This is a genomic window from Streptosporangium sp. NPDC000239, from assembly GCF_040300765.1.
In the GTDB taxonomy this organism is placed as follows: Bacteria; Actinomycetota; Actinomycetes; order Streptosporangiales; family Streptosporangiaceae; genus Streptosporangium.
On the sequence record NZ_JBEPEI010000006.1, the window covers coordinates 177,683 to 193,319 of the forward strand.

15 protein-coding genes are annotated in these 15,637 nt (G+C 72.4%); 8 read left to right on the forward strand and 7 right to left on the reverse strand.

All coding sequences use genetic code 11. From position 1 onward, the window contains the following. The first annotated feature begins 18 nt into the window (after nucleotides 1–18). Nucleotides 19–636 (forward strand): TetR/AcrR family transcriptional regulator, encoded by a 618-nt coding sequence (locus ABT340_RS18025; RefSeq protein ID WP_352011879.1) that lies wholly within the window; start codon nucleotides 19–21, stop codon nucleotides 634–636. 13 nt (nucleotides 637–649) lie between these two features. Here ABT340_RS18025 and ABT340_RS18030 read toward each other — a convergent pair whose 3' ends face one another. Continuing rightward, on the reverse strand, nucleotides 650–1,093 hold the full coding sequence (locus ABT340_RS18030) for a DUF6098 family protein (protein ID WP_352011880.1): 444 nt from the start codon (nucleotides 1,091–1,093) through the stop codon (nucleotides 650–652). Between the two features lie 378 nt (nucleotides 1,094–1,471). Here ABT340_RS18030 and ABT340_RS18035 point away from each other — a divergent pair, with 378 nt between their 5' ends. Continuing rightward, nucleotides 1,472–2,056, forward strand: coding sequence for a hemerythrin domain-containing protein (locus tag ABT340_RS18035; protein WP_352011881.1), 585 nt, complete (start codon nucleotides 1,472–1,474; stop codon nucleotides 2,054–2,056). Between the two features lie 101 nt (nucleotides 2,057–2,157). On the opposite strand, the gene ABT340_RS18040 is transcribed toward ABT340_RS18035, so the two are convergent. Beyond that, on the reverse strand, nucleotides 2,158–3,369 hold the full coding sequence (locus tag ABT340_RS18040; RefSeq protein ID WP_352011882.1) for a hypothetical protein: 1,212 nt from the start codon (nucleotides 3,367–3,369) through the stop codon (nucleotides 2,158–2,160). A gap of 282 nt (nucleotides 3,370–3,651) precedes the next feature. Here ABT340_RS18040 and ABT340_RS18045 point away from each other — a divergent pair, with 282 nt between their 5' ends. Next, nucleotides 3,652–4,905, forward strand: a complete 1,254-nt coding sequence (locus tag ABT340_RS18045; protein WP_352011883.1) for a PP2C family protein-serine/threonine phosphatase — start codon at nucleotides 3,652–3,654, stop codon at nucleotides 4,903–4,905. 7 nt (nucleotides 4,906–4,912) lie between these two features. Here ABT340_RS18045 and ABT340_RS18050 read toward each other — a convergent pair whose 3' ends face one another. The 3 genes from ABT340_RS18050 to ABT340_RS18060 form a co-directional block, all read right to left on the reverse strand. After that, nucleotides 4,913–5,572 (reverse strand): YqjF family protein, encoded by a 660-nt coding sequence (locus tag ABT340_RS18050; protein ID WP_352011884.1) that lies wholly within the window; start codon nucleotides 5,570–5,572, stop codon nucleotides 4,913–4,915. An 88-nt stretch (nucleotides 5,573–5,660) separates the two neighbouring features. After that, entirely contained in the window at nucleotides 5,661–7,082 is a 1,422-nt protein-coding gene (locus tag ABT340_RS18055; RefSeq protein ID WP_352011885.1) for an enolase C-terminal domain-like protein, read from the reverse strand. Beyond that, complete coding sequence (locus ABT340_RS18060) at nucleotides 6,991–7,239, reverse strand: hypothetical protein (protein WP_352011886.1); 249 nt, start codon at nucleotides 7,237–7,239, stop codon at nucleotides 6,991–6,993. The genes ABT340_RS18055 and ABT340_RS18060 overlap by 92 nt, the downstream gene beginning before the upstream one ends. A gap of 178 nt (nucleotides 7,240–7,417) precedes the next feature. Here ABT340_RS18060 and ABT340_RS18065 point away from each other — a divergent pair, with 178 nt between their 5' ends. From ABT340_RS18065 to ABT340_RS18075, 3 genes are all read left to right on the forward strand, one after another. Beyond that, complete coding sequence (locus ABT340_RS18065) at nucleotides 7,418–9,181, forward strand: thiamine pyrophosphate-dependent enzyme (protein WP_352011887.1); 1,764 nt, start codon at nucleotides 7,418–7,420, stop codon at nucleotides 9,179–9,181. A 477-nt stretch (nucleotides 9,182–9,658) separates the two neighbouring features. Beyond that, entirely contained in the window at nucleotides 9,659–9,826 is a 168-nt protein-coding gene (locus ABT340_RS18070; protein ID WP_352011888.1) for a hypothetical protein, read from the forward strand. 123 nt (nucleotides 9,827–9,949) lie between these two features. Continuing rightward, nucleotides 9,950–10,159: a hypothetical protein gene (locus tag ABT340_RS18075; protein ID WP_352011889.1), complete on the forward strand. Its 210-nt coding sequence runs from the start codon at nucleotides 9,950–9,952 to the stop codon at nucleotides 10,157–10,159. A 68-nt stretch (nucleotides 10,160–10,227) separates the two neighbouring features. On the opposite strand, the gene ABT340_RS18080 is transcribed toward ABT340_RS18075, so the two are convergent. After that, nucleotides 10,228–11,667 carry a nitronate monooxygenase gene (locus tag ABT340_RS18080; RefSeq protein WP_352011890.1) on the reverse strand — a complete coding sequence of 480 codons (1,440 nt, stop codon included), beginning with the start codon at nucleotides 11,665–11,667 and terminating at the stop codon, nucleotides 10,228–10,230. 44 nt (nucleotides 11,668–11,711) lie between these two features. After that, on the reverse strand, nucleotides 11,712–12,203 hold the full coding sequence (locus ABT340_RS18085; protein WP_352011891.1) for a hypothetical protein: 492 nt from the start codon (nucleotides 12,201–12,203) through the stop codon (nucleotides 11,712–11,714). A gap of 348 nt (nucleotides 12,204–12,551) precedes the next feature. On the opposite strand from ABT340_RS18085, the gene ABT340_RS18090 reads away from it, so the two are divergent. Continuing rightward, nucleotides 12,552–15,197, forward strand: a complete 2,646-nt coding sequence (locus tag ABT340_RS18090; protein WP_352011892.1) for a multicopper oxidase domain-containing protein — start codon at nucleotides 12,552–12,554, stop codon at nucleotides 15,195–15,197. Then, nucleotides 15,194–15,631, forward strand: a complete 438-nt coding sequence (locus ABT340_RS18095) for a hypothetical protein (RefSeq protein ID WP_352011893.1) — start codon at nucleotides 15,194–15,196, stop codon at nucleotides 15,629–15,631. Before ABT340_RS18090 ends, ABT340_RS18095 begins: the two co-directional genes overlap by 4 nt. The last annotated feature ends 6 nt before the right edge of the window (nucleotides 15,632–15,637 follow it).

The following is a 15,637-nucleotide window of genomic DNA, read 5'->3' on the forward strand; positions in this document are numbered from 1 at the left end:
TGCTCTAGAATTTGTGCCATGACCGAGAGCCGCCGGGGCCGCCCCCGCACCTTCGACCGTGACGAGGCGCTGGCCAAGGCCGTCCGCCTGTTCTGGGACCGCGGCTACGAGGCCACTTCGGTCAGTGACCTGACGGAGGCGATGAACATCAGGCCCGCGAGCCTCTACGCGGCCTTCGGTGACAAGAAGTCCCTGTTCAAGGAGGCCGTCGTCGCCTACCAGAGGGCGGCGCCCGCCACCTTCGCGAAGATCGCCCTGCGTGAGGAGCGCACCGCCCGCGGCGCCTTCGCGCGCATCCTGCGCGAGGCCGCCGAGGCCTACACCGACCCGTCCCACCCGGCGGGCTGCCTGATTATTCGCTCGGCGACCAACGTCAACCCGAGGGACGCCGACATCGAGGCCTTCCTCCGCGACATCCGCAACGCCAACGTCGCCGTCTTCACGGCCCGTCTCGACGAGGCCGTCCGTGCGGGCGAGCTGCCGGACTCCGTCGACACCCGGGCCCTGGCCCGGTACTTCGGAGCCGCTCTCCAGGGTCTGTCACAACAGGCGGCCGACGGCGCGACCGCCGCCGACCTGCGCCCGGTGGCCGAACTCGCCATCGGAGTCTGGCCGGCGCCACCGGAGGCTCCCTGAGCGGCCGCAGGCGCTACGTGGAGTCCTGGCCGACCTGGAAGCACCGCCGGTAGCGGCGTTTCGCCTCGGCGATCGCGCTCTCGCCGATCCACGCCACCGGTACGGTGTCCACGACCAGAGGTTCGTGGTCGGGGCCGGAGGCGACGACACGTCCCTCCAGCAGCCACGGGCGACGGCGCTCCTCCTGCCCCTCGTCCAGGTCGCCGTACTTGCAGAGCCGCCGTGCGATCCAGTCCTCGGCGGGCCTGGTCCACCACGGCTCCGGGCCGATGGTCGTGACCGACAGGCCGGGCAGGTCCACGTCGGCCTCGTAGTCGCGGCTGCTCTCCTCGGCGTCACGCTCGGGCCCGTGAGAGTAGCGGACGAACAACCCCGGACGTTCGGCGACCAGGTCGACCAGCTCGCGGAACGTCCGGACGACCGGAAGGCCGGCCCGCGAACCGGCGGATCGCCTCATACCCCTGGTTCCCGCCGCGGTGCCCGGCGTCCCGCGGACGGTTCTCCGCCACCGGGGACGTGTCCGGTCCGCGCCGCGCGAACGGTGATCTCCTGAGGGTGGCCCATCGATGTCTCTCCTCCCCATGGATACCGGCACTACTTTCCGGTCGCCGGGGGCGGTTAACCACTTCCGGTCGATCCTTGCGGCAAAGGTTGACAAATGCCGTAAGTCACCAAGTCGTCCGCCGGACACGCCCGCCACCCCTCATGAGCCTCCGCCCGGACCCTTTTCCTGCCCGTTAGGCCGTGGATGGAGAGGTTTTCCACGCGGCGCGGGCGTGCCGCAGATAAGGGGAGCGGGTGGGGGTACGGCCAGCCGTACCGAAGGGAGAGTTCTATGAGCCAGGCTCAGACCATCCCCGAGCTCATGGGGGAGAACGACGTGATCGACCTGCTGCTGCGGCAGCACGCCCTGATCCGTGACCTTTTCGACGAGGTCGAGCGGGCGGCCGAGGGGGAGCGGGACGAGCCGTTCCGGCGGCTGGTGCGGCTGCTGGCCGTACACGAGACGGCGGAGGAGGAGGTCGTCCACCCGTACGCCCGCCGTAAGATCGACGGCGGTGAGGAGGTGGTCGAGGACCGGCTGGCCGAGGAGAACGAGGCCAAGCGGCTGCTCACCCGGATGGAGAAGGCGGGGACCACCGATCCCGCCTTCCCGGCGAACCTGGCCACGCTGCGCGAGGCGGTGACCGCCCACGCCCGTGCCGAGGAGCGGTACGAGTTCGTCAGGCTGCGGGCGGAGACCACCGAGGCGGAACGGCGCGCGATGGCGGCCGGAGTGAAGGCGGCCGAGGCGATGGCGCCGACCCACCCGCATCCGGGCGTGGAGTCGGCGGTCAAGAACCTGCTGGTCGGCACCCCGACCGCGATCATGGACCGGGTTCGTGACGTCATCCGTGACGCCATGGGTGGAAAGGGCTGACGCAACGGCGCCGCCGTTCGGAAAGGTCCCTCCGCCGCCACGGTCCCGTGATCATCGGGCCGTGGCGGCGGAGCCCCGGACGTCCGGTGCGGAGGTCCCGCTCAGCCGAGCCTGCGGTCGGCGCGCAGACTGGGCACCGGGTGCGGTCCCTCGGTCTCCAGCCGGTACTCCTCGCCGGACTTGGCGCGGTTGTCGTCCATGACGATCTCGCTGGGCGGCCGCTCCCCGCCCATGATCTCCTCCTGCCACCTCTCGAAACGCTCGTGCGCCTCCTGGACGTAACCGGTGCCGAGGGTGGTGTAGTCGATCTGGGTGGCCAGCAGTTCGCGCAGGTAGGCCTTGTTCGGCTCGAAGGTCACCGGCGCGGGCAGCGCGGGGGCGACGACCTCCTGGGGGTCACGGCCGTCGTGCCGCTCGAACAGCTCGGCGGCGATGCGCAGGTGTTCGAGCTCCATGTTCAGGTGCAGTTCCCAGATCGCCTTGACCCTGGGGTCGGACTCGGTCTCCATGAACGAGTGGTACAGGTAGCACTCGTTGTACTCGTGGTTGAGCAGCATCTCCCACCAGGTCTCGCCGGGATCGACCAGTGACTCGTAGTGGGTGACGTGCTCCTCCTCGACCAGCCCGATCTCCTGGTAGAGCCGGCGGGCGATCGGCTCCATGTAGGTCGGCCCGACGTTCATGTAGAAGTTCATGGTCTGCTGCTCGGCGGACATGATGGTCAGCGCGTGCAGCTTGGAGATCGGCGCGGCGGCGGACCTGTCGTACGGCTCGCGCAGATTGTCGATCGGGTGCCGGTGGTGCAGGTAGGTCGGTCTGCCCGGCATGACCTCCGTCAGGTTGTCGACGATCTTCTCGGCCCTGCGGTGCTCGATCATCTCGTACAGGTTGGCGTAGCGGTACAGGTGATCGAAGTCCTCAAGCACGCCGAACTGGTAGGCCTGCTTGAGGTAGGGGTCGGGTTCGGATCGGGCCACCCAGGCGGTCAGGTCGACCGCGACCTGCTCGTAGGCGATGGTGGTCTCCAGCACCGAGGCGAGCCCCGGCAGCAGCCAGTTGACGGCCTTCTGCTGCTGGGCCTCGATGTAGCGGACCTGCGCCAGCTGCTGCTTGACCGCCGGGTCCGGGCAGTGCCGGGAGAACTGGTGGCTGAACAGGATCGCCTCGACCTCGATGCCGTTCATCGTGATGATCCGGCACCGGGTGTACGGGTCGGTGTGGTCGGGGTCGATCGGCGTCACGTCCAGTTCACGCCAGTTGCGTAGCTGCCGGTCCAACGGAATGCCGCGTTCCCGCAACGGATTGAAGGACATCTCGTCCCTCCTCTGTAGGGTGTGAGGCGCGCCCTCCATACCCTCCCGATGAGATGTCAACCGGGCGGTGTCCTTCCTTGGGGAACGGACCCGGCTCTCGTGACCCGGTCTTACACCGGCCTTGCCGGACGCGTCCGGCAAGGCGTGCGACCTTCGAGGGCGACGTTGCGTTCCCCGGAATCCGGGAATCCCGTCTTTAGTGATGATTAACGACAAGTCGCTCGGGGTGGGGAGGCGCCACAGGCTGACGCGGCCGGCCACGATGCGGACAGGGGGTGGCCGATGTCCTCCTCACGCGATGTCACGGGGATGCTGACCGGCCTGCTGGAGGCCAGTCATCTGGCGGAACTGGAGCGCCTGCCGTTCCTGGTCAGCGAGTACGCCGCCCGCGCGGGACTTCGGGAGGTGGCGATCTACCTGGCCGACCTCCAGCAGACGGTGCTGCGGCCCCTGGCCGGGCCGGAGGAGGCCGGTGGGGAACCGGAGGAACTGCGCATCGACGCCACCCTGGCCGGGCGCGCCTTCCAGGAGGTGCGCCCGCTGGCCAAGGCCGGCGCCGACGGGCGGGCGGACCACTGGTGGGTGCCGGTGCTGGACGGCACGGGACGGCTGGGCGTGCTGCGCGTCCGGCCGCCGGAGGACGACCAGGCGGATCGGGACGCCATGCGGCATCTGGCCTCGATGGTGGCGTTGCTGCTGGTCAGTTACCGCGAGCACAGCGACTCCTACGCCCGGTTGGTGCGCACCCGGCCGATGAACGTGGCCGCGGAGATGCAGTGGAACCTGATGCCGCCGCTCACCTTCGCCAACCGCCGGGTCACGGTCAGCGCGGTCATGGAACCGGCCTACGAGGTCGGCGGGGACGCCTTCGACTACGCCATCGCCGGTGAGACCCTGCATCTGGCCGTCTTCGACGCCATGGGACACGACACCTCGGCGGGGCTGACCGCCAACCTCGCGATGGCCGCCTGCCGGAACCACCGCCGTCAGGGCATGGGACTGGCGGACAACAGCGAGGCGATCGAACGTGTGCTGATCGGCGAGTTCGGCAGGACCACCCGGTTCGTCACCGCGATCATGGCCGACCTGGACATGACCACCGGCCTGTTCGGCTGGGTCAACCGCGGCCACCACCCGCCGGTGGTGATCCGCCACGGTCGCTGGGTCACCACCCTGCGGTGCGTCCCGGCCCACCCCATGGGGCTGAACCTGAACCTGCCGGTCACCTCGTGCCGGGAACAGCTGGAACCCGGGGACCGGGTGCTGCTGTACACCGACGGCATCACCGAGGCCAGGGGCCGTACCGCACAGGAGTTCGGGCTGCAACGGTTCGTCGACTTCGTCGTCCGTCACGACGCCGCGGGCCTGCCGGTGCCCGAGACGCTGCGCCGCCTGACCCACGCCGTGCTGGACTACCACGGCGGCCGTCTGCAGGACGACGCCACCGTCCTGCTCGTCGAGTGGCACGGCACGGAGGGCCGCCGGTACGACGGGCCGGAGGGCCTGCGTTCCGCGCTGACCGGTGAGCGCGCGTGAGCGGCCGTCAGGACAGGTTCCACATCCCCACCCGCACCCGCACCCCCGAGGAGGCGTGCAGGAGCGGATCACCCTCGGGGGAGGGAAGGCCCCCGGCCCGCAGGAGGTCCTGGTCGAGACGGACCAGGCGGGCGCGGCGCAACGGCCACGGCCGGTGCTCGACCTCGGCGTGGGCCGGCCTGCCTCCGACGACGGTGAACAGCCGGTAGCGCTCGGTGAGGAAGTCGGTGAGTTCGTCCCGCTCGGTGTCGAGCAGCGGGGCGCCGAGTTCCACGTCGGCGTCGCACCGGGCGCCCGCGGGGCCGATCAGCCGGCGCCGGCAGCGGTAGGCCCGCCGTTCCCCCTCGACGCGCACGGACATGTCGGACCAGTGGTAGGGCAGCCCGTAACCGGCCCTGCCGCCCAGGGCGGGAAGGAGCCGCCCGGCGTCCAGCGACAGGAACCACAGGCCACGGCGCCCCCGCGCGTCCCGCACGTAGGTGCGCACGTTCGTCTCCGGGAACCGCGACAGCCATGGCAGGGCCGGTGTTCCGGGCACCCGTACGTCCTCCATGAGGAAGGGCGTCAGGCCGACCCACGCCGAGCCGTCGAACTCCTCGGCCGTGAGCCAGCCGGGAAGCAGCGCCTGGACCTGGGCGGGGGAGTAGCGCCAGTGGATGAAGGTCATCTGGGACCACCCGTGGTACATCACCGGCCGGGTGATCCGTGGAGGCTGTGTCGTCCGCATCCTGTATCGCTACCCAGGAGCGGCCGGTTCAGGGGTGTTTGAGAAGGTCGATGACCGCGCGTTCCGCCGCGCCGTGCGTGGCCGGGCCGTCGGCCTCGCCGAGGCCGGTCAGCGCCCGGTGGATGGTCCTGCCCCGTTCGTAGGCGGTGACGACGCGGGGGTCGACATAGGAGGCGCGGGCGACCGCGGGGGTGTTGCCCAGGTGCCCGGCGACCTCCCGCATGACACGGGCGACGGCCCTGCGGCGCCCGGCCCGGCTGCGGACCCGCCGCGAGACCGCCAGGCCGACGGCGGCGTACACCGTGGCGTGCCAGGTACGGAAGTCCTTGGCGCTGACCTCGGTCTCCATGCGTTCACGCAGGTAGGCGTTGATGTCGTCGCTGCGGACGTCGACCCAGGAGCCGTCGTCCTCGTAGCGCAGCAGCTCACCCTTGGCGCCGGTTCCGCGCAACGCGGTGACGACCTCGCACACGTCCGGATCGTCCAGTTCGACCTCGCGCAGCCTGTTGCCCTTCGCCGGGTAGCGGAAGGAGACCCGTCCGCGTGAGCAGGTCACGTGCTCCATCCGCATCGTCGCCAGCCCGAAGGACTCGTACGCCTCGCCGCCCACCCGGAACAGCCCGATGTCGAGCATGCGGGCCGCGGCGGCCAGCACCCGCTCGCGCGTCAGGCCCGGCTGGTCGAGGTCGGCCTGCACCTTCTTGCGGAAGTCCGGCAGCCTCTCCGCCAGCTCGGCGACCCGGGCGAACTTGAGCCGGTCCTGCTCCTCACGCCAGACGTCATGGTAGCGGTACTGCCGCCGCCCGGCCGCGTCGGTGCCCACGGCCTGGATGTGGCCTTCCGCGTCGCGGCAGATCCACACCTCCCGCCAGGCTGGTGGCAGCGCGAGCGCCCTGATCCTGGCGAGCGTCCCACGGTCCCTGACCGGGCGCCCGTCGGCGTAGGCGTAGGAGAAGGAACGCCCGCGGCGTCTGCGGGTGATGCCGGGCTCGGCCGGGTCGCTGTGGCGCAGTTCGTGCATGCCGTTCCCACTACCCCGGGAGCGGCTCTCATCCAGATGGCGCGTGTTCGGTGTGGACAGCGCGACGTGCAGATGCAGCTGCGGCGCGCAGTGGCCGGAGACCTGCAGGTTCCAGGCGGCGGCGACCGTCGCGGCGCACCGCCGCCGCGGGAGGCCGCCGCAGCGGGTGACGTCGGCCTGGAGGCAGTTGACGGCACCGGCCATGCGCCGGAAGTAGCGCAGGTCGTAGCCGTACTCGCCCGCGGCGACGTCGGCCCGTACGGCCTCGCGCACCCGGCGCAGCCCGGAGAGGTCGTCGGAGGAGACCGGCTCCTCGAACCAGCGCACGTCCCACTCCTCAGGCTCGGCGGCGAGCCGGATCGCCTCCTTGGCGGTGTAGGCGCCGTTGGCGTCGACGTACAGCTCCGCCCTCCGCGCCGATCGCCTCACGTGCCCGCCGTACCGGACGGACGTCCCTGCCCCGCCCTATCTTGAGCTTCACCCTGGGGATGCCGTCCCGGTGGACCCAGCCGCCGAGCTGCCCGGCCAGTTCGGCGTCGGTGGGCACGGTGCAGACGGCCGCGGTGATCTCCTCGACCGTGGTCACGGCGTCCTCCTCTCCGCCGGTTCCGGCCCGATCGTGGGTCCGGCCGGTGGGGGAGTCCGGACGCCCGCCGGTGTTCCCGGTGGGCGCGCGCAACCCTATGTCCGAGTTGTCATGCTTTGTCGTTTGGTGTGCCGGGGTGGGGGTAGGGCGGGCCCTGACCTGCGGATCGGGGGACGCCATGCGCGAGATCGTGGGAGAGAGCCTCGCCGAACGGCTCATCGACTGGGGCGTCGACACCGTCTTCGGACTTCCTGGGGACGGCATCAACGGCCTGATGGAAGGCTTCCGGCGCCACCAGGACAAGCTGAGGTTCCTCCTGGTGCACCACGAGGAGGCGGCGGCCTTCATGGCCACCGGATACGCCAAGGCGACCGGCAGGCTGGGGGTCTGCGTGGCCACGTCGGGGCCGGGAGGCATCCACCTGCTCAACGGCCTCTACGACGCCAAGCTGGACCACGTGCCGGTGCTGGCGATCACCGGAATGCAGGAGACCTCCCTGCTGGGCAGCCACTACCAGCAGGAGGTGCACCTGGACCGGCTGTACCAGGACGTCGCCGGATACAACCTGATGATCACCAACCCGCAGCAGATGCCGGGCGTGGTCGACCTGGCGATCCGCGAGGCACTGGCCGGGCGGACCGTGTCGCACCTGACGTTCCCCAACGACATCCAGATCGCGCCGGTCGAGCAGGACCCCTACCGGCACCCCGCGCCGGGCGCGCCGCCGTCGAGCCTGCCCACACTCGACCGCCCGCCGCCGCCCCCCGAGGAGGAGGCGCTGCGCGCGGCGGCACAGGTGCTCAACGCCGCGAGCAAACCGGTGATCCTGGTGGGCGCCGGGGCCCTGCACGCCCGCGACGAGGTGATCGCGGTCGCCGAGAGGCTCGGCGCGCCGGTGGTGAAGACCCTCCCGGGCAAGGCGGTGGTCCCCGACGACCACCCGGTGACCACCGGGGGCATCGGGCTGCTGGGGACGAAACCCAGCGAGGAGGCCATGGAGGAGTGCGACACGCTGCTCATGGTCGGCACGTCCTTCCCCTACGGCAAGTACCTCCCCGAACCCGGCAAGGCGCGGGTGGCGCAGATCGACGTCGACCCCGCGCTGATCGGGCTGCGGCTGCCCGTCGAGGCGCCGGTCGCCGCCGACGCCAAACTGGCGCTGCGGGCGCTGCTGCCGCTGCTGACCGGGACGGACGGCTCGTTCCTGGCCAGGTACCGGGGTGAGATGGACTCCTGGCGGGCGAGGATGGCCGCGTTGTGCGACGCGAGCCGGGACCCGATCGCCCCGCAGTACCTCATGGGATGCCTCGACGAACTGGCGGCCGAGGACGCGATCCTCACCTGCGACTCCGGCACGATCGCCACCTGGGCGGCCAGGCACTGGACGATCCGCGGCGACCGGCGCTTCTACCTGTCGGGCAACCTGGCCACGATGGCGCCCGGCCTGCCGTACGCGATCGCCATGCAGCACGCCTTCCCCGGGCGGCAGGTGATCGCCTTCGTCGGGGACGGCGGGTTCGCGATGCTGATGGCCGAGTTCCTCACCGCCGTACGGCACGAGCTGCCGATCAAGGTGGTCGTCAACAACAACAACTCCTACGGGCAGATCCTCTGGGAGCAGATCGTCCTGGGCTACCCGGAGTACGCGGTACGGCACCGGCAGCCCGAGGCGGACTTCTCCTCCTGGGCCCGGGGCTGCGGCGCCTACGGCGCGAAGGTCACCGCCCCCGGTGAGGTGGCAGGCGCCGTGCGCGAGGCACTCGCCCACCCCGGCCCCGCCCTGGTGGACGTGGACGTCAACCCGAACGAGCCGCCGATGCCGGGGAAGGTGAGCTACGAGCAGGCCAAGCACTTCACCGAGGCCTTCCTGCGCGGTCAGCCGCACAAGGTGGCCACCCTCGCCACCGTCGCCCGCGACAAGATCAGCGAGCTCAGGTCATGACCGCCCAGGTGGTCCTGCCCGGCCCCGTGACACGCGTTCCGGCCCTCGCCGTCGACGTCGCGGCACTCGAAGGCGACCTGTCGGCGGAGGTGGACGGCGAGGTCCGCTTCGACGCCGGATCCCGCGGCGCCTACTCGACGGACGCCCCGAACCACCGGCAGGTCCCCATCGGCGTCGTGGTGCCCAGGACCGTCGAGGCCGCCGTCGCCGCGGTGGCCGCCCACCGGCCGCTCACGGCGGCGGTCGCCCCGCTTCGAATGCGGTCGATCGGCACCCGCGCGGCGCGGCCGTGTCAGACGAGGGCCGTAGGACCTCCGCCCAGGAGGGTAGACGGGAGATCATCCGGCGGGAGGAACCGGGAGCGCGATCACCGGCCGAGAATCAGCAGTGCGGCACCGGAGATCATCGGGGCGTCCGGTGACCGCAGCCACAGAATCCGCACGCCGCGTTCTTCGCGTATCCAGCACAGGAGTCCACGTGACCCGTCTTCGTCCCGCGTTCACCGTCGTCGCCGTCACGCTGTCGGCCGTGGCCTTCGTGGGGGCGCTGTCCTTCCCGGCCCAGGCGCAGGCCCAGCCTCCGCAGCCCTGCACCACCGGCCCGAACGGCCCCGCCTGCCACGCGCCCGGCGTCGACCCCAAGTAGCCCGGCCGGTCCGTTCCTCACACACAGGTCAGGCACGGCTCAGCCGGGGCACGGGCCCCTCGCCCGGGTCCGCCGGAGCGCCGTGCCGCCTGTGACCCCCCACCCCGGAAAGGAACCCGCACCATGCGTATCCGCCCCCTGATCGCGGCGGCCCTGGTCACCGTGTCCACCACGGCCACGCTCGCGATCTCCGCCGCACCGGCCGGCGCCGGCACCGACTGCGTGCAGGCGGCCAACTACGCCTACCAGCTCTGGCGCTCCACCGGCATGGGCGAGCTCGCCGCCGCCGAGCGGGCGAGCGCCACCTACAACGCCTGCGTCCAGATGACCTGATCGTGCCGGGGCGGGTGAGGCGACCCTCACCCGCCCCGATCACCCCGGCGTCCGGGATGTCCGGGATGTCAGCCCAGGCCGCCCTCGGACTCGTGAAGAAGGTGGGCGACGACGTCCGCGGCCGTGTAGTCGCCGGGCAGGTCACGCAGGAACCCGAGGTCCTGGCCGAGGGTGAGCAGGGCGGGCTCGGCGTAGCCGTCGAGGCGGCGCTGCCCGAGCCCGATCGCGCTGACGAGCCCGTTGCACAGGCACCTGCGGCCGGCCGTGTCGCTCTCCGGCCGGTTCTTGCGGACGTAGGTCTCGACCGGCTCCGCCGGGCAGCGGTAACCGACCTCACCGTCGGCCTTGAGGTACGGCGCGCGCAGGTGCCCCATGTCGCACAGACGCGGCCGGGCGGCGTAGACGTCGGGGTCGGCCACGGTGCCGGGCAGGGAGGCGACCTTGAAGGGGAACCCGGCCGGTGAGGCGCCGGGGTCGTTGCGGACCGGCAGGGTGCCGCCGGAGGCGGCGTCCAGCAGACGGCGCCGGAGCGTCTCCTCAAGGCCGGACTCCCTGCACAGGGCGAAGGCCGTACCCACCTGGACGCCGGTGGCGCCCGCCCGCAGCGCCCGCGCCAGCCCTCGCCGCCCTGCCTGGCCACCGGCCAGCCAGAACGGCAGCCCGAGTGCGGTGATCCTCCCGGTGTCCACCCGGTCGCGGGGACCGTAGAGAGGTTCGCCCTCCTCGTCGAGACGGAGCCTGCCCCGGGGCGGGGCGCTGTGGCCACCGGCGACGGGACCCTCGACCACGAACCCGTCGGGCCGTGTCTCGGGCCTCCTGGCCAGATAGACGGCCAGCACGTCGGAGGAGACGACGGCTAGGAGGCGGGGGCGTTTGAGCGGGGGCGGCCTGAGGGGGCCGTACAGGGCGGCGGGGTCGACGCCGACGGTGTGCCGCCGCCCGGACTCGGCCCCGGCGACGGTGACCGAGATCTCGGCGGGCCGGTGGGTGGCGAGGGCGTCGAGCAGGCCGGGGATCTCCGAGGGGATGCCCGCGCCCATGAGCACGTAGTCGACACCGGCGAGCATGGCGCCGTAGACCGCCGCGGGCGTGGCCAGCTGGATCTTCTCCAGGTAGTTGACGCCGACCGGGCCGTCGTGACCTTCGCGGGCCAGGAACACCTCGGCGAAGTTGGCGGCCACGGTCAGTTCGGTCCGGCCGGAGTGCGGGCGCAGCCCGAGCCTGGGCACCGGCCGGTACGGCTCGCCGGGCAGGATGCCGCCGGGCACGTGGTAGCGCCTCCAGATCCGTTCCGCGACCTCGGGGAAGGGGAAGGCGTCCAGGGCGCGGCGCAGGTCACCGCCCGGATCGCCCTGTTGCAACCGGCGGGCCAGCACGACGTCCAGGGCGACGCCGGACACGACACCGAGCTGCCCGGTGGTGGAGACGGCCCGCGCCAGCCGCCATCCGGACACGCCGACCCCCATACCGCCCTGGATGATCGTGGGAAACGCGGTGTCGAGCGGCAAGACGGGACCTCCCGGTCGTCGGTGTCTGGAACGGGGCGTGGCGGTCATCCGCCGGAGGACATCACGGCGCCCACCGTGACGAAGGCGGCGCCCGCGCCCATCAGGACCGCGCCCAGGCCGACGGTCAGGGAGGTGATCTGCCAGGCCTGGTAGGCCGTCATCAGCGAGGCGCGCAGCGTCTCGCCCATGAACGCGGTCTGGCGCAGCGCGGCGAGGGAGTCGTCCTGGCCGCCGGCGGCGTGCAGCTCCGCGGTGACCTCGGAGTAGGTGCGGCCCCGTGTGGCGTGGCGCACGTTGCCGCCGATCATGTCGGCGAACGCGCGGGCCTGGACGCCGTTCTCCACCGGGTGCCCGGCGTACGCGGTGAGCTCCGGAGGCAGTCCCTTCTCCGGGAAGGTGATCCGCTGCCGGGAGAGCTCGTCGCGGATCTCGTCCCTGCCCCGCAGGCCGCGGGCCGTCATCACGGCCCCGGCCGTCAGGGTGGTGACGCCGACGGCGCCAACCAGCGTCGCCGCCAACCGGCGCGGGTCGTTCATGGGGGTCTCCTTCGTCGTGACGGCAGGGGCTCTGTCAGGAGTTTTCGGCGGCGGGCGGGGCGCGATGAAGGGGCGCAGGCCCCTGCTCGGCGGGCCGAAAGTCCCAAATCCCGGTAAAGGAGCGGCCGGAAGGACTTTGGTCCCACGGGTGATGGTCCTTGAGCCCATGCCCGCCACCGTCCTGAGGATTTACCGTGAGGTGAATTCAGCGCCCCGTGACATCCGGCGGAGGAGAACGGCCATGCCCGCGGAACCGGCGAGGGCGGAGTCCTCGGACCCCCTCCCCGCGCCCGCGTCCGGACGCGCCGTCACGCCGGTGCTCCGGCCGCCGAGGGAAGGGCGACGAGGGTGACACCGGTCGAGGTTCGCATCGAGAAGAGACCGCCGTCAGGACCGGGCGAGCCCGTACGCCGCCGCGGACCGTGGCACCTGCGGGCCAACGCGCTCGTGGTGGCGTGGCTGGGACTGACGGTCACGGCCGCGCTGACGGGGGAGGCGCTGCCCGCGCCGCGCTGGCTGCTGGTCCACGTCCTCCTGCTCGGCGCGGTCACCACGGCCATCCTGATCTGGAGCGAGCACTTCACCGTGGTGCTGCTGCGCGCCCGCACACCGGACCCGCGTCTCGGCCTGACCCGGCTCGGGCTGCTCAACGCCGCCACGGTGGCCGTGCTGTACGGCGTCTCGGCCGGACCGGTCGCGGTGGCCGTGGGCGGGGCGGCCGTGATCGTGGCGGTCGTGCTCTGGCACGCGGCCACGCTGGTACGGCTGGCACGCGGCGCGCTGCCCGGCCGGTTCGGCCATGTCGTCGCCTGGTACGTGTGCGCGGCCGGGGCCCTGGCGGCCGGAGGCGTCCTCGGCGGGCTGCTGGCCGCGCAGGCCGGTCCCGGTGTCCCGCACGAGAGGATGCACGCGGCGCACGCCCAGGTGAACCTGCTCGGCTGGGTCGGCCTGACCGTGCTCGGCACGTTGTTCACGCTCTGGCCGACGGTGCTGCGCACCCGCCTGTCCGAGCGGACCCGCGGGGCCTCCTCCGCCGGACTGAGGCTGGCCGTGCCCGGCCTGGCGCTGCTGACCGGCGGCCTGCTGGCGGACCTTCGCTGGGTGGCGGCGGCCGGGCTGGCGGCCTACGCGGCGGGGACGGCGGCGGCGCTGGTGCCGCTCGCGGAGGCGGTGCGTTCCCGCCGTCCGCACACCGGCGCGGCCTGGACGATGGGGGCCGCCGTCGTCTGGTTCGAGATCGCCCTCGTGATCGACGTGGTGATCGTCGTCACGCGGCCGACCGGCGAGGTGGCCGGGGCGCTTGAGCCGCTGCTGCCCCTGGTGCTGGCCGGGTTCGTCGCCCAGGTGCTGCTCGGTTCGCTGCTGCACCTGCTGCCCGCGGTGCTGGGCGGCGGCCCGGCCCGGTTCAAGGAGAACGCGGCGTTGCTGGAACGCGGCTGGGTGGTACGGCTGGCCGCGTTCAACCTGGGCACGCCGCTGCTCGCGCTTCCCGTGCCGCGTCCGCTCGCCGTACTGGGCTGGGCACTGGTGCTGGCCTCCGGCTCGGCGTTCGTCGTGCTCGCCGCGCTCACCCTGCTGCGGGCGGCCACCCCGGCCACCGCGCCCACCGCGCCCGGCACAGGAAAAAGGCGCGGCGTTCCCGCCCTGGCCGGGGTGGCCGCCGGATGTCTGCTGACGGCCGCCGCGGTCGTGGTGGCCGTCGACGGCGGGTCCGGTCCCGCGACGACGGTCGTCGCCACGGGCGCCAGAACGGTCGAGGTGACGCTGTCGGGGATGCGCGTCCGGCCCGCGGTGATCGAGGCCGCTCCGGGCACCGTGCTGACGCTCCGCGTCACCAACGCCGACGCCCAGCGCCACGACCTGCGGCTGGCGACCGGTGAGCGCACCCCGACGCTGGCGGCGGGGCAGAAGGCCACGCTGACGCTGAAGCCGCTCGGCGAGGCGGTCGACGGCTGGTGCACCGTGGCCGGGCACCGGGCCGCGGGAATGACGATGCGGATCATCCCCTCCTCCGTCCCCGTCGTCTCCCCGGAGGCCGGGCAGGCCACGGGGACGGCCGGGCCTGGAGCACACGGCGAACACGGCGGGGCGGGGAACGGCATGGGGGACGGCACACCCCTCCTCGACCTCGCCGCGCCGATGTCACCGGGCTGGAGGCCGTACGACGCGGCGCTCGGGCCCGCGCCGGGCGGCGGCGAGCACGCCGTGGAGATCCGGGTGGACGACAGGGTCGTGCGGGAGGTCGCGCCGGGGGTGCGGCAGCGGGTGTGGACGTTCGGCGGGACGGTTCCCGGGCCGGTTCTGCGGGGCAGGGTCGGCGACGTGTTCACGGTGACGTTCGTCAACGGCGGGTCCATGGGGCACGGCATCGACTTCCACGCCGGTGCGACCGCTCCCGACGGGCCCATGCGCACGATCCAGCCGGGTGAGCGGCTGACCTACCGGTTCCGCGCCGACTTCGCGGGAGCGTGGCTGTACCACTGCTCGACCATGCCCATGAGCCAGCACATCGCGAACGGCATGTACGGAGCCGTGATCATCGATCCGCCGGACCTGGCACGTGTGGACCGTGAGTATCTACTGGTCTCGGGGGAGCTGTACCTGGGGGAGCCGGGCAGTGAGGCCCAGGTCGTCAAGCTGCGCGAGGGCCGCCCCGACGGGTGGATGTTCAACGGGACCGCCGCCGGTTACGACCACGCCCCGCTGGAGGCCAAGGCCGGTGAGCGGGTGCGGATCTGGGCGGTGGCGGCCGGGCCGAACTCGGGGACGGCGTTGCACGTGGTCGGGGCGCCGTTCGACACCCTCTACGAGGAGGGGTCCTACCGGCTGCGCGCCGGGGACCCGGGCGGCGCGCAGGTGCTGGACCTGGCCCCGGCGCAGGGAGGCTTCGCCGAACTGGTCTTCCCCGAGCCGGGTACCTATCCGGTGGTGGACCACCTGATGCGTAACGCCGAGGCCGGAGCGCACGGGCTGTTCCGGGTGAGCGCGTCATGACGTGGTGGACGGTGGTGCGCTTCGCGCACGTGCTGTCGGCGGCACTGTGGGTGGGCGGGCAGCTGACGGTCTCCCTGGTGCTGCTGCCCCTGGCCCGGCGGCTGCTGGACGCGGAACGGCGTGGCCGGGTGCTGACCGCGGTCGGCCGCCGCTTCGGGATGTTCACCGGCGCGGTGTTCCTGCCGGTGCAACTCGGTACGGGCGTCGCCATCGCCTGGCACAAGGGCGTCACCTGGGCCTCGCTGGCCGAGCCCGGCTACGGGCGGATCCTGGCCGCGAAGCTGGCGTTGTTCTGCGCGGTCATGGTCGCGGCGGCCCTGCACGGATGGGCCGTGCGCGCCGGACGCCCCTCCTTCGCGCGAAGCATGGCGGTGACGGCGCTGGTCGGCTCGGTCGGCGTGGTGCTGCTGGCCACCGCCCTGCCCGCCACCTGAGCCCGT

Coding starts and splice junctions, on each gene's coding strand:
- ABT340_RS18025 (WP_352011879.1), top strand. CDS start 19: ATGACCGAGAGCCGCCGGGGCCGCCCCCGCACCTTCGACCGTGACGAG.
- ABT340_RS18030 (WP_352011880.1), bottom strand. CDS start 1,093: ATGAGGCGATCCGCCGGTTCGCGGGCCGGCCTTCCGGTCGTCCGGACG.
- ABT340_RS18035 (WP_352011881.1), top strand. CDS start 1,472: ATGAGCCAGGCTCAGACCATCCCCGAGCTCATGGGGGAGAACGACGTG.
- ABT340_RS18040 (WP_352011882.1), bottom strand. CDS start 3,369: ATGTCCTTCAATCCGTTGCGGGAACGCGGCATTCCGTTGGACCGGCAG.
- ABT340_RS18045 (WP_352011883.1), top strand. CDS start 3,652: ATGTCCTCCTCACGCGATGTCACGGGGATGCTGACCGGCCTGCTGGAG.
- ABT340_RS18050 (WP_352011884.1), bottom strand. CDS start 5,572: ATGACCTTCATCCACTGGCGCTACTCCCCCGCCCAGGTCCAGGCGCTG.
- ABT340_RS18065 (WP_352011887.1), top strand. CDS start 7,418: ATGCGCGAGATCGTGGGAGAGAGCCTCGCCGAACGGCTCATCGACTGG.
- ABT340_RS18075 (WP_352011889.1), top strand. CDS start 9,950: ATGCGTATCCGCCCCCTGATCGCGGCGGCCCTGGTCACCGTGTCCACC.
- ABT340_RS18085 (WP_352011891.1), bottom strand. CDS start 12,203: ATGAACGACCCGCGCCGGTTGGCGGCGACGCTGGTTGGCGCCGTCGGC.
- ABT340_RS18095 (WP_352011893.1), top strand. CDS start 15,194: ATGACGTGGTGGACGGTGGTGCGCTTCGCGCACGTGCTGTCGGCGGCA.